26 protein-coding genes and 2 pseudogenes are annotated in these 24,644 nt (G+C 54.1%); 18 read left to right on the top strand and 10 right to left on the bottom strand.

Annotated features, from left to right (window positions below; all coding sequences use genetic code 11):
• Together IM265_RS10095 and IM265_RS10100 are read right to left on the bottom strand one after the other, a co-directional pair.
• On the bottom strand, positions 1–1,457 hold a 1,457-nt coding region (locus IM265_RS10095; protein WP_193056008.1), incomplete at its 3' end, for a tetratricopeptide repeat protein.
• Positions 1,458–1,471: 14 nt separating this feature from the next.
• Positions 1,472–2,029 (bottom strand): phage repressor protein CI, encoded by a 558-nt coding sequence (locus IM265_RS10100; RefSeq protein WP_193031020.1) that lies wholly within the window; start codon positions 2,027–2,029, stop codon positions 1,472–1,474.
• A 145-nt stretch (positions 2,030–2,174) separates the two neighbouring features.
• On the opposite strand from IM265_RS10100, the pseudogene IM265_RS22020 reads away from it, so the two are divergent.
• The 4 genes and pseudogenes from IM265_RS22020 to IM265_RS10120 all read left to right on the top strand — a co-directional run bounded on the left by IM265_RS22020 (position 2,175) and on the right by IM265_RS10120 (position 4,844).
• Positions 2,175–2,397: pseudogene (locus IM265_RS22020) on the top strand (regulator).
• A gap of 86 nt (positions 2,398–2,483) precedes the next feature.
• A pseudogene (locus IM265_RS22025) lies at positions 2,484–3,302 on the top strand (hypothetical protein); the annotation flags it as partial.
• Positions 3,292–3,675 carry a hypothetical protein gene (locus IM265_RS10115; protein WP_193031026.1) on the top strand — a complete coding sequence of 128 codons (384 nt, stop codon included), beginning with the start codon at positions 3,292–3,294 and terminating at the stop codon, positions 3,673–3,675. The pseudogene IM265_RS22025 and the gene IM265_RS10115, both read left to right, overlap by 11 nt.
• A gap of 386 nt (positions 3,676–4,061) precedes the next feature.
• Complete coding sequence (locus IM265_RS10120; protein WP_193030917.1) at positions 4,062–4,844, top strand: FRG domain-containing protein; 783 nt, start codon at positions 4,062–4,064, stop codon at positions 4,842–4,844.
• A 245-nt stretch (positions 4,845–5,089) separates the two neighbouring features.
• On the opposite strand, the gene IM265_RS10125 is transcribed toward IM265_RS10120, so the two are convergent.
• The gene (locus tag IM265_RS10125) at positions 5,090–6,775 is read right to left on the bottom strand and encodes an aspartate:alanine antiporter (RefSeq protein ID WP_014169303.1); all 1,686 of its coding nucleotides are present in this window, start codon (positions 6,773–6,775) and stop codon (positions 5,090–5,092) included.
• Between the two features lie 279 nt (positions 6,776–7,054).
• Between IM265_RS10125 and IM265_RS10130 the strand changes: the two genes are divergently transcribed.
• Positions 7,055–7,423, top strand: coding sequence for an inner membrane protein YbjM (locus tag IM265_RS10130; protein WP_080339193.1), 369 nt, complete (start codon positions 7,055–7,057; stop codon positions 7,421–7,423).
• Between the two features lie 30 nt (positions 7,424–7,453).
• On the opposite strand, the gene IM265_RS10135 is transcribed toward IM265_RS10130, so the two are convergent.
• Complete coding sequence (locus IM265_RS10135; protein ID WP_028012502.1) at positions 7,454–7,723, bottom strand: GrxA family glutaredoxin; 270 nt, start codon at positions 7,721–7,723, stop codon at positions 7,454–7,456.
• Between the two features lie 185 nt (positions 7,724–7,908).
• Between IM265_RS10135 and nfsA the strand changes: the two genes are divergently transcribed.
• The 11 genes from nfsA to IM265_RS10190 all read left to right on the top strand — a co-directional run bounded on the left by nfsA (position 7,909) and on the right by IM265_RS10190 (position 18,628).
• On the top strand, positions 7,909–8,631 hold the full coding sequence (nfsA, locus tag IM265_RS10140; protein ID WP_028012503.1) for a nitroreductase NfsA: 723 nt from the start codon (positions 7,909–7,911) through the stop codon (positions 8,629–8,631).
• 69 nt (positions 8,632–8,700) lie between these two features.
• On the top strand, positions 8,701–9,603 hold the full coding sequence (gene rimK / locus IM265_RS10145; RefSeq protein WP_193030919.1) for a 30S ribosomal protein S6--L-glutamate ligase: 903 nt from the start codon (positions 8,701–8,703) through the stop codon (positions 9,601–9,603).
• A gap of 63 nt (positions 9,604–9,666) precedes the next feature.
• The gene (locus IM265_RS10150; protein ID WP_003858385.1) at positions 9,667–10,143 is read left to right on the top strand and encodes a YbjN domain-containing protein; all 477 of its coding nucleotides are present in this window, start codon (positions 9,667–9,669) and stop codon (positions 10,141–10,143) included.
• A gap of 350 nt (positions 10,144–10,493) precedes the next feature.
• Entirely contained in the window at positions 10,494–11,606 is a 1,113-nt protein-coding gene (gene potF / locus IM265_RS10155; RefSeq protein WP_041910676.1) for a spermidine/putrescine ABC transporter substrate-binding protein PotF, read from the top strand.
• A 143-nt stretch (positions 11,607–11,749) separates the two neighbouring features.
• On the top strand, positions 11,750–12,883 hold the full coding sequence (potG, locus tag IM265_RS10160) for a putrescine ABC transporter ATP-binding subunit PotG (protein WP_045630953.1): 1,134 nt from the start codon (positions 11,750–11,752) through the stop codon (positions 12,881–12,883).
• A gap of 9 nt (positions 12,884–12,892) precedes the next feature.
• Positions 12,893–13,846, top strand: a complete 954-nt coding sequence (gene potH, locus IM265_RS10165; RefSeq protein ID WP_041910674.1) for a putrescine ABC transporter permease PotH — start codon at positions 12,893–12,895, stop codon at positions 13,844–13,846.
• On the top strand, positions 13,843–14,688 hold the full coding sequence (potI, locus tag IM265_RS10170; protein WP_028012508.1) for a putrescine ABC transporter permease PotI: 846 nt from the start codon (positions 13,843–13,845) through the stop codon (positions 14,686–14,688). The genes potH and potI overlap by 4 nt, the downstream gene beginning before the upstream one ends.
• A gap of 65 nt (positions 14,689–14,753) precedes the next feature.
• Entirely contained in the window at positions 14,754–15,227 is a 474-nt protein-coding gene (locus IM265_RS10175) for a YbjO family protein (RefSeq protein ID WP_028012509.1), read from the top strand.
• Between the two features lie 40 nt (positions 15,228–15,267).
• Entirely contained in the window at positions 15,268–16,395 is a 1,128-nt protein-coding gene (rlmC, locus tag IM265_RS10180; protein WP_028012510.1) for a 23S rRNA (uracil(747)-C(5))-methyltransferase RlmC, read from the top strand.
• Between the two features lie 72 nt (positions 16,396–16,467).
• Entirely contained in the window at positions 16,468–17,175 is a 708-nt protein-coding gene (locus IM265_RS10185) for a response regulator transcription factor (protein WP_041912037.1), read from the top strand.
• Positions 17,159–18,628, top strand: a complete 1,470-nt coding sequence (locus IM265_RS10190) for an ATP-binding protein (protein WP_193030921.1) — start codon at positions 17,159–17,161, stop codon at positions 18,626–18,628. Before IM265_RS10185 ends, IM265_RS10190 begins: the two co-directional genes overlap by 17 nt.
• 75 nt (positions 18,629–18,703) lie before the next feature.
• On the opposite strand, the gene artJ is transcribed toward IM265_RS10190, so the two are convergent.
• From artJ to IM265_RS10220, 6 genes are all read right to left on the bottom strand, one after another.
• Positions 18,704–19,435, bottom strand: a complete 732-nt coding sequence (gene artJ, locus IM265_RS10195) for an arginine ABC transporter substrate-binding protein ArtJ (RefSeq protein ID WP_015571008.1) — start codon at positions 19,433–19,435, stop codon at positions 18,704–18,706.
• A 179-nt stretch (positions 19,436–19,614) separates the two neighbouring features.
• On the bottom strand, positions 19,615–20,283 hold the full coding sequence (artM, locus tag IM265_RS10200) for an arginine ABC transporter permease ArtM (protein ID WP_028012513.1): 669 nt from the start codon (positions 20,281–20,283) through the stop codon (positions 19,615–19,617).
• Positions 20,283–20,999: an arginine ABC transporter permease ArtQ gene (artQ, locus tag IM265_RS10205; protein ID WP_041910669.1), complete on the bottom strand. Its 717-nt coding sequence runs from the start codon at positions 20,997–20,999 to the stop codon at positions 20,283–20,285. Before artQ ends, artM begins: the two co-directional genes overlap by 1 nt.
• A 6-nt stretch (positions 21,000–21,005) precedes the next feature.
• Positions 21,006–21,737 (bottom strand): arginine ABC transporter substrate-binding protein ArtI, encoded by a 732-nt coding sequence (gene artI / locus IM265_RS10210; protein WP_008500032.1) that lies wholly within the window; start codon positions 21,735–21,737, stop codon positions 21,006–21,008.
• Positions 21,738–21,756: 19 nt separating this feature from the next.
• Positions 21,757–22,485, bottom strand: coding sequence for an arginine ABC transporter ATP-binding protein ArtP (gene artP, locus IM265_RS10215; RefSeq protein WP_126345176.1), 729 nt, complete (start codon positions 22,483–22,485; stop codon positions 21,757–21,759).
• Between the two features lie 226 nt (positions 22,486–22,711).
• On the bottom strand, positions 22,712–23,230 hold the full coding sequence (locus IM265_RS10220) for a lipoprotein (RefSeq protein WP_126817714.1): 519 nt from the start codon (positions 23,228–23,230) through the stop codon (positions 22,712–22,714).
• Between the two features lie 97 nt (positions 23,231–23,327).
• Between IM265_RS10220 and IM265_RS10225 the strand changes: the two genes are divergently transcribed.
• Positions 23,328–23,651, top strand: coding sequence for a heavy metal-binding domain-containing protein (locus tag IM265_RS10225; RefSeq protein WP_028012516.1), 324 nt, complete (start codon positions 23,328–23,330; stop codon positions 23,649–23,651).
• On the top strand, positions 23,648–24,478 hold the full coding sequence (locus IM265_RS10230; RefSeq protein WP_069732571.1) for an N-acetylmuramoyl-L-alanine amidase: 831 nt from the start codon (positions 23,648–23,650) through the stop codon (positions 24,476–24,478). Before IM265_RS10225 ends, IM265_RS10230 begins: the two co-directional genes overlap by 4 nt.
• Positions 24,479–24,644: the final 166 nt, after the last annotated feature.

Consider the following 24,644-nt stretch of genomic DNA (forward strand, 5'->3'; position numbering starts at 1 on the left):
CTCAATAAGGTGTCTGTTTTTTTATTTTTAAGAGTATAAGTTCCATTAAAGGCTAAATTGTTCAATAAACCGCGAATTTCTTCCACATCATTATTAGATTCCCATTTAATGCAAAGTTTATTTGTTTCTGATTGAGTTATTTCGATAATCTCTCCTTTATCAGATCTCCAATTTTGATGTAAAGGGAACTTTTCGAATATATTGTAGTATGCTCTAGTGAATTTTCGCAGAATGCGTACGCTTTCCTGAGCGTATTTCTGCAGGTCGTTCCATTTTTTCTTCTCATTATCCCTCTCTGTATTTAATTTTGTAATCAGTTGATGTATGTTTTCGTGTGGGTTTTTAAAAGATAATGCTCTTTTTATCATCTCATCTGCCTGATCAGATAATCCAGCATTAAGAAGAGCATTGCCAATGTTGGCCATCGCCAACGTATTATCTAATTCCACCGCCTTATTAAAATGTTCGCTAGAGATTAATTTTAATCCACATTTTCCTGTAGTTACGCCCATATTGTTGAAAGTCATACTGTTTTTGGGATCTAAATTGATAAGTTGTGAATAATTAGCTATTTCAATAGCCCTAAGGGGAGTGTTAGCAGCCTCGTATGCGGCGTTAAATATGCCGTCGATATCACTAGGAGAGTATTCTGCTGCTTTATCTAAGCAAAGTGCGTAATTGAACAAATTATCTTTGCCTTTTTCAATCTCAGCCAATTGGTTATAGCAGCGGGATAAATATTCATCCCTTTCATCACTTTCAATGGTTTCTAACTTATCTATCAGGGAAGTTATGATTAATTCAGCTTTAGTAGCTTCAAAGTTATCAATGTATAATTGCGATAATTTAAGTGTTAAATGTGCTTTTTCGATTGGAGAATGAACAGCACGCAACTCTTCTTTAACAAATGATATTGCTTTGGAGTATTGCTTTGTTTTTGTCAAGCAACTTATATAATTATCAATGTAATGGCGCTTGTTTTGAAAGATGTTTATTTCATTAATTTTTGATTTAAATTCATTCAAAACTTCATTGCTTGGTAAAAACATATATTTTACGAACAAGAAGAATGGATATTCTTTATTGTATTCCAAATGATGATGCTGTTGTTTCATTGTTTCATCAAAGTAATAACGGGCATCCTCAAATTTTCCTTCATCAAACAAATCCCATACAGTAGCAAACCAATCAGTTTTAATTTCATTGGATATTGTAGGTTTCGTGTTTTGAGGGAGATTTTCTGTGGGAGGTGCGTTATCTTCATTTTCGAGTTGAACAGTAGTAGTCGCTTCAATGTTTAAAACGGGCGATTGGACTTTAAAATTTCTAGCACCACTTAAATTTGAAAGGATAGCACCAAGCTGTTTTCTATAAAATATCAAAGCAAGAATGCAAAGCAAAGGCCATAAAGAATACTTAATGAAAACTTCTATGAGGTTGTAAAGTTTTTCTTCCATTCTTTTCTACCTAATTATAGGATGGTTTTAATTACTCGTGCGATTATTGTAATATCTGTTATATCACAGTCAAAGGAATATGAATCATTGATAACTTTTACTCTATTGTTCGGAATTTGTGCAATCTCTCGAATGCTGAATTTATTATCAACTTGTATCAGAAACTTACCATCCGAGATATCTAAAAATGTCTCATCTGCAATGTAAGATTTTTCATGATCCTGAATAAATATGGGTGAAGTCAATTCAGTGGGCAGAAATGCCTTGTCAAACATCAAATAACTTGATTGGTTAACAGCCCCATCAATAATTTTGCATTTCTTAATGGATATTAAATCACTGGTATCTTTTTCGTACTTTAAACCAGTACCAGTGACAAGCCAATTCAAAGAGACTGCTGTTTCTAGCGCACACTGTATCACCCATTCAGAGGGGAATGAATCACGCATGTAGCGTGTAGCTAACGTACTTTTTGAGACTCCTAAGTGATCGCACAGCGCCTGCCTTGTAGTGTATCCATATGCATCGACCATCCTTTCGAGCGCTACTCTTCCACCTTTTTCCAAATTCATGATCACTCCAAGTGAACTCAATGTTTGACTTATCGAACTGTGAGGAGTGAGTTTGTGTGAGTTCACATTGGTGAACAAATCAGGTTGTGTGGTTTTCATGGGGTTGACCACAACTCATCCGTATTCAAACAAGGAATCATGCATTATGACACCTCAAATTTCAATCTCACTGGCCGTACCTTCCATATCTATCGAAAAAATATAGTGAACTCAAAGGGTTATCCATCGACACCATAAATGACATGTTAGCGGATGGGCGCTTGATTCGTCACCGCCTTCAGAAGGATAAGAAGCGCGAGAAAGTGATGATCAATATTGCCACAATGACTGTAGATGCACTCTCAGATTGCAAAGTGGTTTGTAATTAGTTCGATTTTGTTACCGACTGAGGGAAATGACCATGTTTGGTTATCAAACTTCTAAACATGCTCACTTTGATGCAGCTTGCCGAGCGTTTGCACTGGCGCACGACCTTGAAGATGTGGCCGCTGCCGTAGGTAAAGACACGCCTGTTTACTCTGCTGTGCCGCTGCCGGTTCCTATGGCGGGTAATGATTCGGGGATGTTCCAGTTTCCGCCTGAAGGAACGCTGGTCGAAATCGCTTTTACTGGCGGACGGCCGGATAAGCCTTTTGTGCGGCAGACCGTGCCGGACGGAACCAGCCTCCCGGATATCCAGCCAGCGAACAGCTGCAACAGCAGCGTGCAGAAGTGTCGCAGCGCGTCACCCAGGCGGGTGACTGGGTGAGGCAGACAGACCAGACGATCAGTGAAACCTCAATGGCGCGGGTGGTTAAGGCCGATACAGAACAGCGGGAGATGGTCAGCCGCGAAACCACGGTTAAAGCCACGGATAAAATTACCGTGCTGGGTACGTTCACGCTGATGGCCGGAGCCATTCAGCAGGTATGCACGGAGGAAGGCCGTCAATAACCGCGTGGCGAGTATCGGCGGCAATGATGAAACGGACATAGCCGGGAGCCAGACAGTCACAACGGGTAAAGACCTGATTGAGAAAATTGGCCAGATACGTAAAAGCGTGGCGGCCGTGCAACAGCAAATTATTGCCCCGGGGGTGTGGATTGGCTCTGGCACAATCAACGTGGCACAGCTGATGCTGGACACGCTCGACGTGGTTAAGGGGCTGGCAGAGCAAACGGCAAGCCACACGCACAGCAATACGGGGACACCGACCAACGCGGCAGCCATCCGGAACACCGGAACGAAAGCGGACACGCTGAACGGCAAATACTCCCCGGTGATTGGCAAGTAAACCTGTCCAGAACATAACCCGCGAAAGCGGGTTTTTTTATGCCCTTCATTCCCTGGCGGGGATATCTCTTTTCTTACCTCACAAACGGCTATCGCTACGCGCTGTCAGCGGCTCAGATCCACCCTTAAAACAGATCGTGCCAACAGCGGGGCGCTGGCGCGTCACAACACGGACAAAAAATCTTTCGCCGACCAAAATCGCACTACACCGCACCCGCCTGCGGTTTTTGGATCATAAAAATTTTTCAGTTTTATTTTCCTACAAACCAGACCGCCAGACCGCGCCAGTGCTGGCGACTTTGCATAAAACCAGAACTGAAAAGATTGAAAAGGATTTCAGTGTTTTTCACTTTTATGGATCCCTGAATGATTAGATTAAACGTTTAACTATCAGATAGTTAATGCTTTTTCGGTTTTTAGATGGAAAAAGAAAATTAAGTTTTGGAGGCGAGAAAATCAAGAAAAACAATGCAGGTCAAAGGCTGGTGCGGGTCTGGCAGGGGGCGAGTACATATCAAAAACTGAAAAGCGTTTCAGTAGTAACAGGTTCAGATTGCTCGTAATTCGTTCAACAGTACGGGGCTAGGTTCGGCCATCAAAAGTATTTTTAATTGTGCGCTGGAAGGCACACGGTGGTTTTACGCTAACTTGGGCAAGTTACCTATTTTTAAATTTGAAGAACGGCACCACTTCTTACTTACTTATTCAAAAAGGAAATTATGTATTATAGGAGGTGACTATTCTTGATTGGAACAATGCCATGGATGTAATTGATACCAAACTATTTGGGCGCATTAAAGCACCGCGAAACTTTTCTGAGCTCATTGACATAACGACGGAAAAGACTACAAGAAACACCGCTGTTTATATGTGGCGGGGGCAGGGCGATGTTGATTGGCCAATACACAGCGCGGCTTATCGCAGATTGAAAATTAGTCATAGGCTAGTTACTGAAAGTAGGATGCGAGGTTATGAACTTGAGCTTCTTAAAAAAGCGCGACACAAAGGGTATGGGTACGAGGACGGCAGGCGTTTGGCTGATTTTGAAGTACTTGCAAAGTTACAACATCATGGGGCAGCAACACGTCTGATCGATTTCTCCAGGAACATGCTCGTGGCGCTGTGGTTTGCGTGTCAATCTGAACCAGGCAAAACAGGGCTACTCTTCGGCATACATTCTGACTTTATTCATGGGCAGGAAGGGGAGGCGGAAGAGCGTAACTATGATCAAATATTCGTTAAAGGGAATAGTGAAAAACCAGCAACAGCATGGGAACCGCCAGTAGTAACCAAACGAATAGCAGCGCAAAGCGCCCAATTTATGTATAGCGTGGTCAGCGAACACAGAATGGGGAGTTTAGACTTTGATCAAAGAGAAGACGCCTATCTCCCAATAGCAATAACGGCCGAAATGAAACTGATGTTCTTGCGCATCCTTTCAGAAACATTTGATGTACGACAGTTAACCTTATTTCCTGATCTTGATGGTTTTTGTAAAGCGCACACTGAGCATTTTAAGAGGTGGGATAACGAAAGATGGTGATACATGTATTTTTTAGTCGCCATTTTGCCGCCACTGGGCTTGATGATTCGATGTAACCTGTTGATTTTAATGTTTATAAAATTCAGGCAACAAAAAACCCATCAACCTTGAACCAAAACGGCGGGGTTGATGGGCTCCACAAATTGGGGACATCAAAGAAAAGCAGTGGCACTAGTTATGACTGCCCCCTGCTAAAAAAGTTCTGCGCGTTACAAAAATTTTTTCATTACGCGCAAACTTAGGAGTTATCCGAGTCCCGGCCAGATGATGATAATCAGCGTACCCGCCAGCGTCAGCAGTACGTTCGCGATAGCATAGGTGCCTGCATACCCCAGCGCCGGGATGTTGCTGCGCGCGGTATCGCTGATGATTTCCATCGCCGGGGCACAGGTACGCGCCCCCATCATTGCCCCGAACAGCAGGGCGCGGTTCATACGCAGCACGTAGGCGCCGAACAGGAAGCAGATCACTACCGGTACCAGGCTGACAATAAGTCCGGAAACCAGCATCTGCCAGCCGACGGCGCCCAGGCTGTGGCCGATGCCGCTGCCCGCGCTCAGGCCGACGCCCGCCATAAACACCATCAGACCGAACTCTTTCACCATGTTCAGCGCGCCCTGCGGAATGTAGCCGAAGGTCGGGTGGTTCGCTCGCAGGAAGCCTAGCATGATCCCGGCGAACAGCAGACCGGCGGCGTTACCGATGCCGAAGCTAAAGTTGCTGAACTGGAAGGTGATCATCCCGATCATCAGGCCAACAATGAAGAAGGCGCAGAAGGCCAGCAGGTCGGTGACCTGGCTGTGAATGGAGATAAAGCCGATGCGGTCGGCAACGGTTTTTACGCGTCGCGCGTCGCCGCTGACCTGTAGCACGTCGCCTTTGTTGAGCACAACGTTGTCGTCGATAGGCATCTCAATCTGGCTGCGGATGACCCGGTTGAGGAAGCAGCCGTGGTCGGTCAGCTTCAGCTGCGCCAGGCGGCGGCCCACGGCGTTATGGTTTTTCACCACGATCTCTTCGGTGACGATGCGCATGTCGAGCAGGTCGCGGTCGAACACCTCTTTGCCGTTACGGAAGCTCGGGTCGAGACGGGCGTGGGCGTCCGGGTAACCCACCAGCGCGATGTCGTCGCCCATCTGCAGCACCGCGTCGCCGTCCGGATTCGCCAGAATGCCGTTGCGGCGGATACGTTCGATGTAGCAGCCCGTCTGGCGGTAAATCCCCAGTTCGCGAAGATTTTTGCCGTCTGCCCATGCCACCAGCTCCGGTCCGACGCGGTAGGCGCGGATAACCGGGAGATAGACTTTACGTTTGGAATCGGTATCCAGGCCGCGCTCGCGGGCGATTTGCTGGGCGCTGGTCTGCAGATCCTGGTGCTGCAGTTTTGGCAGGTAGCGCGCGCCAACGATCAGGCTCACCAGACCAATCAGATAGGTCAGGGCATAGCCCAGGCTCAGATGGTCGAGGGCGGTAGAGAGCTGCGCGCCCGCCATGCCAGAATGGCGCAGGGTATCACCGGCGCCCACGAGCACGGGGGTTGACGTCATAGAGCCGGCCAGCATACCGGCCGTAAGCCCGATATCCCAGCCAAACAGTTTGCCCAATCCTAACGCGATCAGCAGCGCGCTGCCGACCATCACCAGCGCCAGCATCAGATAATTTTTGCCGTCGCGGAAGAAAATTGAAAAAAAGTTAGGTCCCGCTTCTACGCCAACGCAAAAAATAAACAGCATAAAACCTAAGTTCAGCGCGTCCGTGTTAATGCTGAAGTGCTGCTGGCCTAATAATAAGGAGACGACTAAAACGCCAATGGAATTACCGAGTTGAACCGAACCCAGACGCAATTTACCCAGGCAAAGACCCAGCGCCAGTACCACAAATAATAACAGGATGTAATTCCCATTTAACAAGTCTGCGACGTTTATATTCACGGAGGCTAACTTCTTGTTTACCAGTAAGTTGTTGAATGAAAGGACTTTTTGGGCTACTGTTTTCTGGATCAGGGAAAAGCGCTAACGCTCCCTGTTTCCTGCTTTATTCCCTAAAACATTAGCTGGCGTGTAGTTTAATCGCATTAGCTACTGACAGCTACTGATTATCGCATCACCCTGTGCGTACTTTGGCATGGATTGCCGCACTGCTTTATCTGACTGGGCGTCTACCCGACGAATGTGTATTTGATAGAGATAAGTCAGGAGGATAGTTTGAATATGAAACGAAACTGGGCGGGGGTGATCAGCTGTTTTTTGCTGTTCACGGTCGTGTGCATGTCGCTCGCATTTAATGTAAAGGGCGCGTTCAGGGCGTCCGGGCATCCTGAGCTGGGGTTGCTCTTCTTCACGTTGCCGGGGGCTGCCGCCAGTTTTCTCTCCCGTCAAGGGGAGGTGGTGAAGCCGCTGCTGGGCGCCATGCTCGCTGCACCGCTGTGTCTGCTGATGATGCGCCTGATGTATATTTCAACGCGGAGTTTCTGGCAGGAGCTGGCGTGGTTGCTGAGCGGCGTATTCTGGTGCGCGCTTGGCGCGCTGTGCTACCTGTTTGTGCGCAGCCTGGTTCAGCACCGACGGCACCGCAAATAAAAACGCCCTCAGGGTGAGGGCGTCTCTTCATTACTGCTCGGCAAACAGGCCCAGATGCTCTTTAGCGTAGGCCTCAAAGTCGGTGCAACCGCCGATGTGTTTCTGATCGAGGAAGATCTGCGGCACGGTTTCAACCGGCTTACCGACGGTTTTTTCCAGGTCGGCTTTGGTGATGCCTTCCGCGTGGATGTCCACATAGCGGAAGTTGAAGTCATCGCGCTCTTCGGTCAGTTTCTCAGCCAGCTCTTTCGCGCGCACACAGTAAGGGCACCCTGGACGACCAAAAATTACTGCAAACATTTCTCTCTCCTCAAAAAACAAGCCTGACGGCGAATGACTCGTATAGTGCCCCATAACCCGCCGTCATTAAAGAAGGTTTCGCCTGTCGTTATAATACCTATGAGCTATGTTTCGCCAATTACACCGCGCACATCATTGCCTATACTGGCTGCCATACGTATTAAGCAAGACTAAAGAGAGACAAGATGACGCCAACCATAGACCTGCTCCAGTCCCACCGCTCCATTCGCCACTTTACCGATGAGCCGATTACCGAGGCGCAGCGTAATGCGATTATCGACAGCGCAAGAGCCACCTCCAGCTCCAGCTTTTTGCAGTGCAGCTCGATTATCCGTATTACTGATAAGGCCATGCGTGAACAGCTGGTGACGCTCACCGGCGGGCAGAAGCATGTGGCTCAGGCAGCCGAGTTCTGGGTGTTCTGCGCCGACTTTAACCGCCACCTGCAGATCTGCCCTGAGGCCGAGCTGGGGCTGGCCGAACAGCTGCTGCTGGGCGTGGTGGATACCGCGCTGATGGCGCAAAACGCCTTTACGGCCGCGGAATCGCTGGGGTTAGGCGGTGTCTATATCGGCGGGCTGCGTAACAACATTCAAAGCGTGACCGACCTGCTGAAGCTGCCAAAACACGTGCTGCCGCTGTTTGGCCTGTGCCTCGGCTGGCCGGCGGACAACCCGGATCTCAAGCCGCGCATTCCTGCCGCGATGCTGGTGCATGAAAACCATTACCAGCCGGTCGATCAGGATGTCCTGAATCAATACGACGAAGAGCTGGCGAACTACTACATGACGCGCGGTAGCAATAACCGTCGCGACACCTGGACGGACCATATTCGCCGCACCATCATCAAAGAAAACCGCCCGTTTATTCTTGAGTATCTGCACAAGCAGGGCTGGGCAACGCGATAGTCCATTCCTCCTGCGCCTGCCTGCGTATATGATATGCAGGCTTTTTCCATGTCTTCAGAGAGGTGCAGGGTGAAAATTGCCATATTGTCCCGGGACGGAACGCTCTATTCATGTAAGCGCCTGCGAGAAGCGGCGGCGAAACGCGGGCATCAGGTTGAGATCCTCGACCCGATGTCCTGCTATATGAACATCGACCCCGCCGCCTCATCGATTCACTACAAAGGCCGCAAGCTGCCGCACTTCGATGCGGTGATCCCCCGCATCGGCTCCCAGATTACCTACTACGGCACCGCCGCGCTGCGCCAGTTCGAGATGCTGGGCAGCTATCCGCTCAACGAATCCGTCGCCATTTCCCGCGCCCGCGATAAGCTGCGCTCCCTGCAGCTCCTCGCCCGACAGGGGATCGATCTCCCCGTCACGGGCATTGCCCATTCACCGGACGACACCAGCGATCTGATCGATATGGTGGGCGGCGCGCCGCTGGTGATCAAGCTGGTGGAAGGCACGCAGGGTATTGGCGTGGTGTTAGCGGAAACGCGTCAGGCGGCGGAGAGCGTGATCGACGCCTTTCGCGGGCTGAATGCGCACATTCTGGTGCAGGAGTACATTGAAGAGGCGAAAGGGCGCGACATTCGCTGTTTCGTGGTGGGGAACGAGGTCGTGGCGGCCATCGAGCGCCAGGCCAAAGAGGGCGACTTCCGCTCTAACCTTCACCGCGGCGGCGTTGCGCGGGTAGCCGATATTAGCGAACGCGAACGGGAAATAGCCGTGAAAGCGGCGCAAACCCTGGGGCTGGACGTAGCGGGCGTGGACCTTCTGCGCGCGACGCGCGGGCCGCTGGTGATGGAGGTGAACGCCTCCCCGGGGCTGGAAGGTGTGGAAAAAAACACAGGGGTCGATATTGCAGGTAAAATGATCTCATGGATCGAGCGTCATGCCACGCCGGGTTACTGTCTGAAAACGGGCGGTTAAATGGATTACCGGGCGCTTTTTGAGTACCCTATGCGAAGTTTTTACTAAAGAGGCTGCACAGCGATGGATTTACAGGTCGTACCTACACTGGATACGTTACGTCAATGGCTTGATGATGCCGGGATCACCTTCTTCGAATGTGATTCCTGCCAGGCGCTGCATCTGCCTCATATGCAGAATTTCGACGGCATTTTCGATGCCAAAATCGATCTGATTAACGACGTGATCCTTTTTTCCGCGCTGGCCGAAGTGAAGCCTTCTGCGCTGCTGGCGCTGGCCTCCGATCTCTCGGCTATCAACGCCAGTTCTTTGACGGTGAAAGCATTTCTCGATATACAGGACGATAATCTGCCAAAACTGGTCGTTTGCCAGTCTTTATTCTCCGGGGCAGGGCTGTCGTTCAAGCAGTTCGCCTGGTTTATGCGCCTGAGCGAAGAGCAAATTTCCATGGTTATGATGGAAGCCAATGCACATCATCTGCTGTATAGCGCGGAAGACGATGCTGAGAATAATGATGCATCTCCCAATTTTCTTCACTAAGCCTGTCTGACTTTTGCGCAGTCGCTGCCATAGCGGCTGCAGAAGGCCTTTTTTTCTGCTGCCTTTAACCTTTCTTTAAAGAATTTTTCACCTCCCTCAAGGCCATTTCGGCTTATCACGTAGACTTAACCTGCATAAAAAATTGATAAAAGGCGTTTTTTCGTCTGGGCTATAGCCGGAGACACGGGCTACAGTTATTCTTGCGATGCTTAAAAAAGCGAGCGGATCCTGCCGGGTAAAGAGGTTTCTTTTTATTTTGAGCAGAGCGACAAACTATGCATGATTTTTGCATATATCCAGATTGCACAGTTTAGTTCGTTTGTTAACGAGCTTTCAGAAGGAATAACACTATGATCGCCTTGAATAAAAAATGGTTATCGGGTCTGGTTGCGGGTGCTCTGATGGCCGTCTCTGCCGGCACGCTCGCTGCGGAACAAAAAACGCTGCACGTATACAACTGGTCTGACTATATTGCGCCGGACACGGTCGCTAATTTTGAAAAAGAGACCGGCATTAAAGTGGTCTATGACGTTTTCGATTCCAACGAAGTGCTGGAAGGAAAGCTGATGGCAGGCAGCACCGGTTTTGACCTGGTCGTACCTTCCGCAAGCTTCCTGGAGCGTCAGCTGACGGCGGGCGTCTTCCAGCCGCTGGACAAGAGCAAGTTATCGAACTGGAAAAACCTCGATCCGGAAGTGCTGAAGCTGGTGGCGAAGCACGACCCGGACAACAAATACGCCATGCCTTACCTGTGGGCGACCACCGGTATCGGCTATAACGTGGATAAAGTCAAAGCCGCGCTGGGCCCGGACGTTAAGCTGGACAGCTGGGACGTGGTGCTGAAGCCGGAAAATCTTGAGAAGCTGAAAAGCTGCGGCGTCTCCTTCCTCGATGCGCCGGAAGAGATTTTCGCCACCGTGCTGAACTACCTGGGCAAAGACCCAAACAGCAATAAAGCCGATGATTACACCGGCCCGGCGACCGATCTGCTGCTGAAGCTGCGTCCAAACATTCGCTACTTCCACTCGTCCCAGTACATCAACGACCTGGCGAACGGCGACATCTGCGTGGCAATCGGCTGGGCTGGGGACGTGTGGCAGGCGGCGAACCGCGCGAAAGAGGCGAAAAACGGCGTGAATGTGTCCTACTTTATTCCGAAAGAGGGGGCGCTGGCCTTCTTTGACGTCTTCGCCATGCCGGCTGACGCGAAAAACAAAGACGAAGCCTACCAGTTCCTTAACTACCTGATGCGTCCTGAGGTGATTGCCCACATCAGCGATCACGTTTACTACGCCAACGGTAACAAGGCCTCCGTGCCGCTGGTGAGCGAAGCGATCCGCAGTAATCCGGCAATCTATCCGCCAGCGGACGTGTTCGCCAAGCTGTTCACCCTGAAGGTTCAGGATCCAAAAATTGACCGCGTGCGTACCCGCGCGTGGACCAAGGTGAAAAGCGGTAAATAACGGCGTTTGGTAATGTTGCCCGGTGGCGCTATCGCTTACCGGGCCTACACAACCCGTAGGCCGGGCAAGCGTTCGCGCCGCCCGGCGATGCGCACCCAGACGGTGCGTTTGCACCAGTATTGATCTATGCCGGAGAGCACCCCGTGAATGACGCGATCCCCCGCCCGCAGGCGAAAGTCCGTAAAGCGCTGACCCCGCTTCTTGAAATTCGTAACCTCACCAAATCTTTCGATGGCCAGCATGCCGTGGACGACGTCAGCCTGACTATCTATAAAGGCGAAATATTCGCGCTACTGGGCGCATCGGGCTGCGGTAAATCGACCCTGCTGCGTATGCTGGCCGGTTTTGAACAGCCTACCGCCGGGCAAATTATGCTCGATGGTGTGGATCTCTCCAGCGTGCCGCCGTATCAGCGCCCGATTAACATGATGTTCCAGTCCTACGCGCTGTTTCCGCACATGACGGTGGAGCAAAACATCGCCTTTGGCCTGAAGCAGGACAAGCTGCCGAAAGCCGAAATCACCGCGCGCGTGGCCGAAATGCTGAGCCTGGTGCATATGCAGGAGTTCGCGAAGCGGAAGCCGCACCAGCTCTCCGGCGGCCAGCGTCAGCGCGTGGCGCTGGCGAGAAGCCTTGCAAAGCGTCCGAAACTCTTGCTGCTCGACGAGCCGATGGGCGCGCTGGATAAAAAGCTGCGCGACCGTATGCAGCTCGAAGTGGTCGATATCCTCGAGCGCGTGGGGGTGACCTGCGTGATGGTCACCCATGACCAGGAAGAGGCCATGACCATGGCCGGGCGTATCGCGATCATGAACCGCGGGAAGTTCGTGCAGATTGGCGAGCCGGAAGAGATTTACGAGCATCCGACCACCCGCTACAGCGCGGAGTTCATCGGATCGGTTAACGTCTTCGAAGGGCTGCTGAAGGATCGTCAGGAGGATGGTCTGGTCATCGAATCACCGGGGCTGCAGCATCCGCTTAAGGTCGATCCTGACAGCTCGGTGGTGGATAACGTGCCGGTCTACGTGGCGCTGCGCCCGGAGAAGATCATGCTCTGTGACGATCCGCCTGCCGATGGCTATAACTTTGCCGTCGGGGAAGTGGTGCACATTGCCTATCTGGGCGATCTCTCCATTTACCACGTGCGCCTGAAAAGCGGGCAGATGCTCAGCGCGCAGCTACAGAACGAACATCGCTACCGCAAGGGGCAGCCGACCTGGGGCGACGAAGTGCGCCTGTGCTGGGACGCGGACAGCTGCGTCGTGCTGACGGTATAAGGAGCGATCATGAGCACACTTGAACCTCCAGCCCGCGTCAAAAAACCGGGCGGCTTTGCCCACTGGCTGACGCGCCTTAAGATGAACCACGGGCGCAAGCTGGTAATCGCCATGCCTTACGTGTGGCTGATCCTGCTGTTCCTGCTGCCGTTCCTGATCGTCTTTAAGATCAGCCTGGCGGAGATGGCGCGGGCGATCCCGCCGTATACCGATCTGTGGGAGTGGGCCGACGGGCAGCTGACGCTGACGCTGAATCTGGGCAACTTCCTCCAGCTCACCGAGGATCCGCTCTATTTCGAAGCCTATCTGCAGTCTCTGCAGGTGGCGGCGATCTCGACGCTCTGCTGTCTGGTGATGGGCTACCCGCTGGCGTGGGCCGTGGCGCACAGCAAGCCCTCAACGCGCAACATCCTGCTGCTGCTGGTGATCCTGCCGTCGTGGACCTCGTTTCTGATACGCGTTTACGCGTGGATGGGGATCCTGAAAAACAACGGGGTGCTGAATAATTTTCTGATGTGGCTTGGGGTTATCGATCAGCCGCTGACCATCCTGCACACCAACCTTGCGGTCTATATCGGCATTGTGTATGCCTATCTGCCGTTTATGGTGCTGCCGATTTACACCGCCCTGACGCGGATTGACTACTCGCTGGTGGAAGCCTCGCTCGATCTCGGCGCGCGTCCGCTGAAGACCTTCTTCAGCGTGATTGTCCCGCTGACCAAAGGTGGAATCATTGCCGGGTCGATGCTGGTGTTTATTCCGGCGGTCGGGGAGTTTGTGATCCCGGAACTGCTCGGCGGGCCGGACAGCATAATGATTGGCCGCGTGCTGTGGCAGGAGTTCTTCAATAACCGCGACTGGCCGGTGGCATCGGCGGTGGCGATTATCATGCTCCTTCTGCTGATCGTCCCGATCATGTGGTTCCATAAGCATCAGCAGAAACAGATGGGAGATCGCGGATGAACAACTTACCGGTAGTACGCTCCCCGTGGCGCATTCTGATCCTCGTTATCGGCTTCACCTTCCTGTATGCGCCGATGCTGATGCTGGTGATCTACTCGTTCAACAGCTCTAAGCTGGTGACGGTCTGGGCGGGCTGGTCGACGCGCTGGTACAGCGAGCTGTTCCACGACGACGCAATGATGAGCGCGGTGGGGCTGAGCCTGACCATTGCCGCGCTGGCGGCCACGATGGCCTGCGTGCTGGGCACCATCGCCGCGCTGGTGATGGTGCGCTTCGGGCGTTTTCGCGGCTCAAACGGTTTCGCCTTTATGATCACTGCCCCGCTGGTGATGCCGGACGTCATTACCGGCCTGTCGCTGCTGCTGCTGTTCGTGGCCCTGGCGCACGCCATCGGCTGGCCGGCGGATCGCGGCATGCTCACCATCTGGCTGGCGCACGTCACCTTCTGTACCGCGTATGTGGCGGTGGTGATCTCCTCGCGCCTGCGCGAGCTGGACCGCTCCATTGAAGAGGCGGCGATGGATCTCGGCGCCACGCCGCTAAAGGTCTTTTTCATCATTACCCTGCCGATGATTATGCCGGCGGTGATCTCCGGCTGGCTGCTGGCGTTCACGCTCTCCCTCGACGATCTGGTTATCGCCAGCTTTGTCTCAGGGCCGGGCGCGACGACGCTGCCGATGCTGGTCTTCTCCAGCGTGCGCATGGGGGTGAACCCGGAGATCAACGCCCTGGCCTCTATCATCCTCGGCGTGGTCGGAATTGTCGGATTTATCGCCTGGTATTTGATGGCGCGCGCGGAAAAACAGCGCGTGCGCGATATCCAGCGTGCAAGACGCGGCTGAAGGATTTAAAATTTCCGGTGATGTGCCGCGCATGACGCGGCACTGTTTTTCAGGGAAGTAAAACATTGGGATTAGTAAAAAAATCACGTATTACGCACGCCCGTCCTAACGTTCCTGCGCTGGTTCAGGTGGCGGCGCTCGCCATTATTATGATCCGCTGCCTGGACGTGCTGATGATTTTGAATACGCTGGGCGTGCGCGGCATCGGGGAATTCATTCACCGCAGCGTGCAGACGTGGAATCTGACGCTGGTCTTTTTAAGCAGCCTGGTGCTGGTGTTTATCGAGATCTACTGCGCGTTTTCGCTGGTCAAAGGGCGAAACTGGGCGCGCTGGGTCTATCTGCTCACGCAGGTGACCGCCGCCAGCTATCTGTGGGCCGCCTCGCTGGGCTATGGCTATCCTGAGCTGTTCAGCATTCCGGGTGAGTCGCGACGTGAGATTTTCCATGCGCTGGTCATGCAAAAACTGCCGGATATGCTGGTGCTTTGCCTGCTTTTCGTTCCGGCGTCCAGTCGGCGGTTCTTCCGCCTGCAATAATGTGTATAATCGCAGCCCTCGTTTTCCTTAAGGTTTTCATATGCAGTGCGCACTCTATGACGCCGGACGCTGCCGCTCCTGTCAGTGGATAGAACAGCCGGTTTCTCAACAACTCACCGCCAAAATGACCGACCTGCAACAGCTGCTGGCAGCACGCGCGGTGGGCGAGTGGTGCGCACCCGTCAGCGGCCCGGAGCAGGGGTTCCGTAATAAAGCCAAAATGGTGGTCAGCGGCAGCGTTGAAAAACCGCTGCTGGGGATGCTGCACCGCGACGGCACGCCGGAAGACTTAACCGACTGCCCGCTCTATCCCGCCTCGTTTAAGCCGGTTTTTGCCGCACTGAAACCGTTTATCGCTCGCGCGGGGTTAACGCCTTACAACGTTGCCCGCAGGCGTGGCGAGTTGAAGTACCTTCTCCTGACGGAAAGCCAGATCGACGGCGGCATGATGCTGCGCTTCGTGCTGCGCTCGGAAGCCAAGCTGGCGCAGCTGCGCGCGGCGCTGCCGTGGCTGCAGGAACAGCTTCCTCAGTTAAAGGTGATTACCGCAAACATTCAGCCGGTGCATATGGCGATCATGGAAGGGGAGAAAGAGGTTTTCTTCACCGACCAGCACGCGCTGGCGGAGAGCTTCAACGGCGTGCCGCTGTGGATCCGCCCGCAAAGCTTCTTCCAGACCAACCCGACCGTGGCAAGCAGCCTGTACGCCACCGCCCGCGACTGGGTGCGCGCGTTAAACATCCATCATATGTGGGATCTGTTCTGCGGCGTGGGCGGTTTTGGCCTGCACTGCGCCACGCCTGAGATGCAGCTCACCGGCATTGAGATCTCCGCCGAAGCGATTGCCTGCGCAAAGCAGTCCGCTGCTGAGCTGGGGTTAACCAATCTGCACTTTCAGGCGCTGGACTCCACGCAGTTCGCGACCGGGCAGGGCAACGTGCCGGAGCTGGTGCTGGTTAATCCGCCGCGTCGTGGGATTGGCAAATCCCTCTGCGACTATCTGAGCCAGATGGCACCCGATTTTATCGTCTACTCCAGCTGCAATGCGCAGACCATGGCGAAAGATATCGCTAATCTGCCGGGCTACCGCATTGAACGCGTGCAGCTTTTCGATATGTTCCCGCATACCGCGCATTATGAAGTCCTGACGTTGCTCGTGAAATCTTAAACAAAATGTGAACTCTGCCCGCCCATAAAATCAGGTAAGCTTACGTCATAAGAGATGAATAAAGGCTTACCCATGAAGCAGATCCTGCTGGTGGAAGACGACCACGATATCGCGGCGCTTCTGCGGCTCAACTTAGAAGACGAAGGCTACGCCATCACCCACGAGCCCGACGGGGGCAACGCCCTGCAGCGCCTTGAAAAACAGCCGTGGGATGCGGTGATCCTCGACCTGATGCTGCCCAACGTTGACGGCCTGGAGATCTGCCGCCGCATCCGCCAGATGACCCGCTACCTGCCGGTGATCATCATCAGCGCCCGCAGCAGCGAAACCGACCGCATCACCGGGCTGGAAACCGGCGCCGATGATTATCTGGCAAAACCCTTTTCAGTGCAGGAACTGATTGCCCGCATCAAAGCGCTGTTCCGCCGCCAGCAGGCAATGGGGCAGGCGCAGGCTGACGGGCAAATTCAGGCCCACGGCCTGACGATCGATCCTCTGGCGCGCAGCGTGCTGCTTCACGGCCAGGTGGTGGATCTCACCCCGCGCGAATTCGAACTGCTGTACTTCTTCGCCCGCCATCCAGGCGAGGTGTTTTCTCGTCTGGCGCTGCTGGAGCAGGTGTGGGGCTATCAGCACGAAGGCTACGAGCACACCGTCAACACCCATATCAACCGCCTGCGCATCAAGATTGAGAAGGACGCCGCCGAGCCGGAGATAATTCGCACCGTCTGGGGCAAGGGCTATAAATTTGCGGAGCCAAACCATGATGCGCCGCTTTAGCCTGAGCCAGCGCCTGACGCTGCTGTTTGTCCTGCTGATGATGCTCTGCGCTACCGTCGCCTGCGCGGTACAGCTCTACAGCAGTATGCAGTACGGCAACGCGATGGTGCAGCGGTTGTCGGGCGGCCTGGCGCAGCAGATCGTCCAGCGGGAACCGATTCTGGACGCGCAGGGCAGAGTTGACCGCACCGCGCTGAAGCCGCTGTTCGACCGGCTGATGACCTTCAACCCGAGCGTTGAACTGTACGTTATCTCGCCGGACGGCGAAATCCTGGCCGATGCCGCACCGCCGGGCCATATTCAGCGGCAAAAAATCGACCTGGCACCGATTCAGACCTTCCTGAGCGGTACCGCCATACCGGTACTGGGCGACGACCCGCGCAGTCAAAATAAAAAAGTGTTCAGCGCCACGCCGCTGCGGCAGGACGGCGAGCTTAAGGGCTACCTGTACATCATTTTGCAGGGCGAGGAGTCGAACGCGCTGGCGGAAATGGCCTGGCATAAGGCGCTCTGGAGCACGGTGCTCTGGTCACTGCTGTGGGTCGCGCTGTTTGGCCTGCTGGCGGGACTGCTGGTCTGGTACTGGGTGACGCGTCCGGTTAAGCGCCTGACGGAAGAGGTCACCGGCCTGGAGCAGGACAGCATTAGCGCAATCAGGCTGCTCGCAGCACAGCCGCCGGATGCCGCAGCCAATGACGAAGTGGCGCTCCTGCGCAACAGTTTCATCGAGCTGGCGCGGAAAATTACCCGCCAGTGGGACCAGCTGGCCGACAGCGATCGCCAGCGCCGGGAGTTTATCGCCAACATTTCGCACGATCTTCGCACGCCGCTGACCTCGCTGCTGGGCTATCTTGAAACCCTGTCGCTCAAATCCGCCACCCTGACGCCGCAGGAGCACCAGCAGTATCTCGCCACCGCGCTGCGTCAGGGACAAAAGGTACGACATCTTTCCCAGCAGCTTTTCGAGCTGGCGCGCCTTGAGCACGGCGGCATTAAGCCGCAGCGCGAGCGTTTCGCGATGGGAGAGCTGATTTCCGACGTGGCGCAGAAGTTTGAGCTTACCGCCCGCACGCGCGAGGTGAATCTGCATATTGACGTGCCGGGCCCCTTGCCGCTGGTCAATGCCGATGTGTCGATGATCGAGCGCGTGGTGACCAACCTGCTCGATAACGCGATGCGTCATACGCCCACTGGCGGGGAAATTCGTCTGGCGGTGTGGCAGGAGAATGAACGGCTTCAGGTTGAAGTGGCAGACTCCGGAACGGGCGTGGATGCCTCGCTGCGCGACGATCTGTTCCAGCGGCCTTCGGCGCTGAATACCCAGGCATCGCGGGAGAACCGCGGCGGGTTAGGACTGTTAATCGTTAAGCGAATGCTGGAGCTGCACGGCGGCGGGATCAGGCTGATGGAGTCCGTGAGCGGGGCGCGGTTCAGGTTCTTTGTGCCGCTGTGAGAAATTGCCGGGTGGCGCTGCGCTTGCCCGGCCTACAGACCACCCCCGTAGGCCAGACCACCCGGCAAAAAGAGATTACTGCGGGAACCACTGCTCGCTGATTTTCTGGTACGTGCCGTCTGCTTTAATCGCCTTCAGCGCGCCGTTCAGTTTTTCCAGCAGGGCTTTGTTATCCGGGCGTACCGCGATGCCGAGGCCTGTACCAAAGTACTGCGGGTCGGTCACTTTCTCGGTCGCCGTACCCAGCTGCGGGTTGGTTTTCAGCCATTCGTTTACCACGGCGGTGTCGCCGAAGACGCCATCGATACGGCCGTTTTTCAGGTCGATAATCGCGTTCTGGTAGCTGTCATAGGCCACGGTTTTCACTTCGGGATGTTTGTCCTGCAGGTATTTCTGGTGCGTGGTGCCATTTTCCATCCCGATGCGTTTGCCTTTCAGCTCGTCAAAGGATTTATAAGCCCCTTTCTTCGCAATTACCACCGCCGAGTTGGCGTAGTACGGGTCGGTGAACGCGACCTGCTTGCTGCGCTCCGGCGTGATGTCCATCCCGGAGATCACCGCATCGTATTTCTTGAATTTCAGCGACGGGATCAGGCTGTCGAAGGCATGGTTGGTAAAGGTGCAGTCGGCCTGCATCTGCTTGCACAGGGCTTTCGCCAGGTCGATATCGAAACCGACGATCTGATTGCTGGCGTCCAGCGATTCAAACGGCGGATAGGTGGCCGAAACGCCAAAATTGATCTTATCAGCAGCGGATGCGCCAGCGGCGAAGGTGGCGAGTAGTGCGGCCAGAACTAACTTTTTCATTGTAATGCTCCCGTCTGTCTATCTTGTCATTATGCGCCGTGTCTGCGGCATGGATGTACAATGCCAGTTAATGAATTTATATGCAATAAATATGATTAAATATTGTATGTTGTATAAAAAAAAGCGGATAAGCCATCGGGTTATCCGCTCTGGTAATTACGTTTTATGCACTCGCGTGATTAATTTCTGCGCTCAAACGCTAACGCTTTACGCTCAATCAGTCGCATCATCAGCGTCAGCAGACCGTTCACCACCAGATAGACCACGCCGGCCGCACCGAACACCATCACGTCATAGGTGCGCCCGTACAGCAGCTGCCCGTGACCCATCACTTCCATCAGGGTGATGGTGTAGGCCAGAGAAGTACTCTTAAACACCAGCACCACTTCGTTGGAGTAAGAGGAGAGCGCGCGCTTGAAGGCGTACGGCAGCAGGATCGCCAGCGTGTCTTTTTTGCTCATGCCCAGCGCCCCGCAGGACTGCCATTGTCCTTCCGGGATGGCACGGATCGCCCCGTAAAACAGCTGGGTGGTATAGGCCGCGCTGTTCAGCGAAAGGGCAATCAGAGCGCAGAGCCACGGCTCAGAGAGCAGGTGCCAGATAACCGGATACGCCTGCAGTGACGGGAACTGGCCCGGTCCGTAGTAAATCAGGAAGATTTGCACCAGCAGCGGCGTACCGGTAAACAGGGTGATGTAGCCGCGCACGATCCACACCAGCACCGGCGTTTTCAGCGTCAGGATGATGGTGAAGATGAGCGCCAGGATCAGCGCCACAATGATGGACGCCACGGTCAGCGTCAGGCTGGTGTGCAGCCCTTTCATCAGCTCCGGGAAATATTCAAGCATCAGCCTGGTCTCCGTTCAAAGCGCGTCGCACGCAGGTCAATACGCTTGAGGATGTACTGACTGAGCAGCGTGATTACCAGGTAGATAGCCGCCGCCACGATGTACCAGGTAAATGGCTCCTGAGTACGGGTGGCGATGCTTTTGGTTTGCAGCATCAAATCGTTCACGCTGATCAGGCTCACCAGCGCGGTATCTTTCAGCAATACCAGCCACTGGTTGCCCAGGCCCGGCAGGGCGTGGCGCCACATCTGCGGCATCACCAGACGGAAGAAGATCGCTGCTTTCGACATGCCCAGCGCCTGACCGGATTCCCACTGCCCCTGCGGTACCGCTTTCAGCGCACCGCGCAGGGTTTGCGACGCGTACGCGGAGTAGAGCAGGGAGAGGGCAATCACGCCGCAGAGGAACGGGCTGACGTCAAAGTTGTCAATCTGCATCTGCACCGGTATCTGCGCAAAGCCAAGATTGAGGGTGAAGCCGTCCGACAGCGTGAGCAGCAGCTGTGAGGAGCCGAAATAGATGAACAGGACCACCAGAATTTCCGGTAGCCCACGCAGTACGGTGACCAGCGCGGAGCCCGCCCAGGCGACGGGGAACCATTTTGCTGATTCCCACACCGCAAAGAACATCGCCAGCACCAGGCCGATAATCAGTGCGCAAACGGCAAGGCCGACGGTCATCCCGGCGGCGCTTGCTAAAGGAAAAATTTCATTCATCAGGAATTACTTCTGAAACCATTTTTTGTAGATGGTTTCGTAGGTGCCGTCTTTCTTCACTTTTTCCAGCGCAGCGTTGAATTTCTGCTGCAGCTCGGTGTTGCCCTGACGAACGGCAATCCCCAGACCGGTACCGAAGTAGTCCTTATCGGTCACTTTATCGCCCACTGGCGCCAGCTTGTCGTTGGCTTTCAGCCACTCGGTCACGACAGCGGTATCACCAAATACGCCGTCGATACGGCCATTCTGCAGATCCAGCTTCGCGTTCTGGTAGCTGTCGTACGGAACGGTGGTGATTTCCGGATGTTTATCCATGATGAACTTCTGGTGCGTGGTGCCGTTCTGCACGCCGACTTTCTTGCCTTTCAGCTGATCGACAGAGGTGAATTTACCTTTCTGACCAATAAACAGGGCGGAGTTGTCGTAGTAAGGGGTGGTGAACAGCACCTGCTTTTCGCGCTCAGGAGTGATGTCCATACCGGCCATGACGGCGTCAATACGGCGGAACTTCAGGCTTGGGATCAGGCTGTCGAACGCCTGATTGCTGAAGGTACAGGTTGCGTCGATCTCTTTACACAGGGCGTTTGCCAGGTCTACGTCGAAGCCAACAATTTTGTTGTTCGCATCAATGGACTCAAACGGAGGGTAGGAGGCTTCCGTGGCGAAACGAATGGTCTGGGCTGCGGTAGCGGAAAGGGTAACGCCAGCAAGCAGCACGGCAAGTAATACTTTTTTCATTATATTTCCCCTGACACAATCAATGAGATAAATAGTTTTTGAAGGCATCGGTTTGCGGGTTCGCGAAGCAGCTCGCGTCACCTTGCTCAACGATATACCCGTTTTCCATGTAGACCACACGGCTGGCGGTTTTACGCGCCACTTCCACTTCGTGGGTAACAATGACCTGCGTAATATTGGTTTCCGCCAGCTCGCGAATGATGCTGACGATCTGGGCGGTGATTTCCGGGTCCAGCGCCGCGGTCGGCTCATCAAACAGCAGTACCGCGGGCTCCATCATCAGCGCGCGGGCAATCGCCACACGCTGCTGCTGACCCCCAGAGAGGTGCAGCGGATAGCGCTCGCTGTAGGGCTTAAGGCGCAGACGCTCCAGCAGCTTTTCAGCACGCGCGATGGCCTGATCTTTGCTTAACCCCAGCACGCGGCACGGGGCTTCAATCAGGTTTTGCAGCACGGTCAGGTGCGGCCAGAGATTGTATTGCTGGAAGACCATGCCGACGTTTTGACGCAGTTCGCGTATAGCTTTATCTGACGGGGTTTTCGCGAAATCAAAATGGTTACCGGCGATAGCCAGCGTACCGGAACGGGGCATTTCAAGCAGATTAAGGACGCGCAGAAGGGAGCTTTTGCCTGCACCGCTTGGGCCAAGTAAAACCAGCGTTTCGCCTTCCGGGCAGTTCAGCGTGATGTCAAACAGCGCCTGGTGTGCGCCGTAGAAGCAGTTAATGCCGTTTAGTTTAATACTCATCGGGGCAGTCTTTACTCATCCAGGCAATCTATAGCAATTGAGGCCGCAGATAGTACCGTTGACAGAATAGTTATGCAATATTTCTGCGTTAAAAGTTAAATATAACCCGCATTTCCTCTTAAACATAGCACAAAATAGCGAACGGCAAGGTCGGCGAGTATAAATGTCGGCATTCCGCGTGAAATGCCGGACATTTTACGGGGGTAACATTTTTATCACTAATGATCTAGCGGTTCTCAATCGACTGGCGCAGCGTGCCGGCCGGGGCATGAACGCTGCCGCCGATATAGCGCACATCGTCCACCGCCCAGCACTGGCCTTCACGGATCATCAGCACTTCGTCCTGCCAGGTCTGGGTTCCCTGGGTCAGCTTCACGCGCAGCGGAATGTTCCGCGCATCGGTGTTCGGGATGGTTGACGCGCTGGCCACCTCGGCGCTGTCCGGCAGCGTGCTGCGGCTGGAGAACGGATCGGATTTCAGCAGGGCGTTATGCTGCGGATCGCGAGTGGCATCGTTGAGCAGTTTTGCAAGATTATCGCTCAGGTACGGGCGCAGGGCGGTGAGATCATTTCCGCGATGCTGAATGCGGTAATCATAGAACTGTTGCGCCACGGTATCCGGGCCGCCGTCTATGCAGGGGCCGCTGCGGGTACCGATATCCTTAAAGGCTGGCGTGACCGTGGTAGTACAGGCGCTGAGCACCAGCGCGCAGGGCACTAAAAGTGTTAAAGCAGAGTAGCGCATGTTGATTTCCTTATTTATTAACTATCCTTTCAATCATAGCGTAACGAACCGATAATGCTGTTGCTAACGCATTGAACGCTAAAGAAGGAGAGAAAGTATGCAGTTTTCAACAACGCCAACCCTGGAAGGACAGACCATTACCGAGTATTGCGGCGTGGTCACCGGCGAAGCGATTCTGGGCGCGAACATTTTCCGGGATTTCTTTGCCGGGATTCGTGACATCGTCGGTGGACGCTCCGGCGCGTACGAAAAAGAGCTGCGTAAAGCGCGCGAAATTGCGTTTAAGGAGCTGGGCGAGCAGGCCAAAGCGCTGGGCGCAGATGCCGTTGTAGGAATCGATATTGATTATGAAACCGTCGGCAAAGATTCGAGCATGCTGATGGTGAGCGTAAGCGGCACGGCGGTGAAAACCCGTCGATGAGGCGCTCGCTTTCAACGCTCCTGCTGGCGATGTTGCTGGCAGGATGCGCCCAGGAAAAAGGCATTGTTGATAAAGGTGCCTACGAGCTGGATACCCGCCATCAGGCGCAGGCGGCCTACCCGCGCATAAAGGTGCTGGTGATCCACTACACCGCCGACGACTTCGACACCTCGCTGGCCACGCTGACGGACAAAAACGTCAGCTCCCACTATCTCATCCCCGCAAAACCGCCGACGCCGGACGGGAAGCCGCGCATCTGGCAGCTGGTGCCGGAGAGCGAGCTGGCCTGGCATGCGGGCATCAGCTTCTGGCGCGGCACCAACCGCATCAACGACACGTCTGTCGGCATTGAGCTGGAGAACCGCGGCTGGCAGAAGCGCGACGGTGTGAAAGTTTTCGCCCCGTTTGAGCCCGCGCAAATCGCGGCGCTTATCCCGCTGGCGAAAGACATTATCGCCCGGTACGACATCAAACCGCAGAACGTGGTGGCGCATGCTGATATCGCGCCCCAGCGTAAGGACGATCCCGGCCCGCTGTTTCCCTGGCAGGCGCTGGCGAAGCAGGGGATTGGGGCCTGGCCCGATGCCGGGCGCGTGAACTTCTATATCAATGGTCGTCCGCGCTATCAGGAGGTAGATCGTGCAGCCCTGCTCGATCTGCTGATGCGCTATGGCTATGAGGTGCCGGACAACGCCACGGATCAGCAGCAGCAACGCGTTATCACCGCCTTCCAGATGCACTATCGCCCGCAGGTATGGAACGGCGTCGCGGATGTGGAAACGATGGCCATTGCAGAAGCCCTTTTAGAGAAATACGGGCAGGGGTAAACCTTCGGTTTGCGGCCGAATGCGCGTTTTCCCCTTATTTGTGCTTGAGATTAATCTTAAGTACAAACTCAATTCATTTTTAGTAAATTGACTTAAAATTATCCGGATTTAAGATAGACACATAGCTTGCTAAGTAAATCAAAAAAATATTGCTGGCGGCAGGCGT

The organism is Enterobacter cloacae complex sp. P17RS (genome assembly GCF_014895885.1).
GTDB lineage: Bacteria > Pseudomonadota > Gammaproteobacteria > Enterobacterales > Enterobacteriaceae > Enterobacter > Enterobacter bugandensis.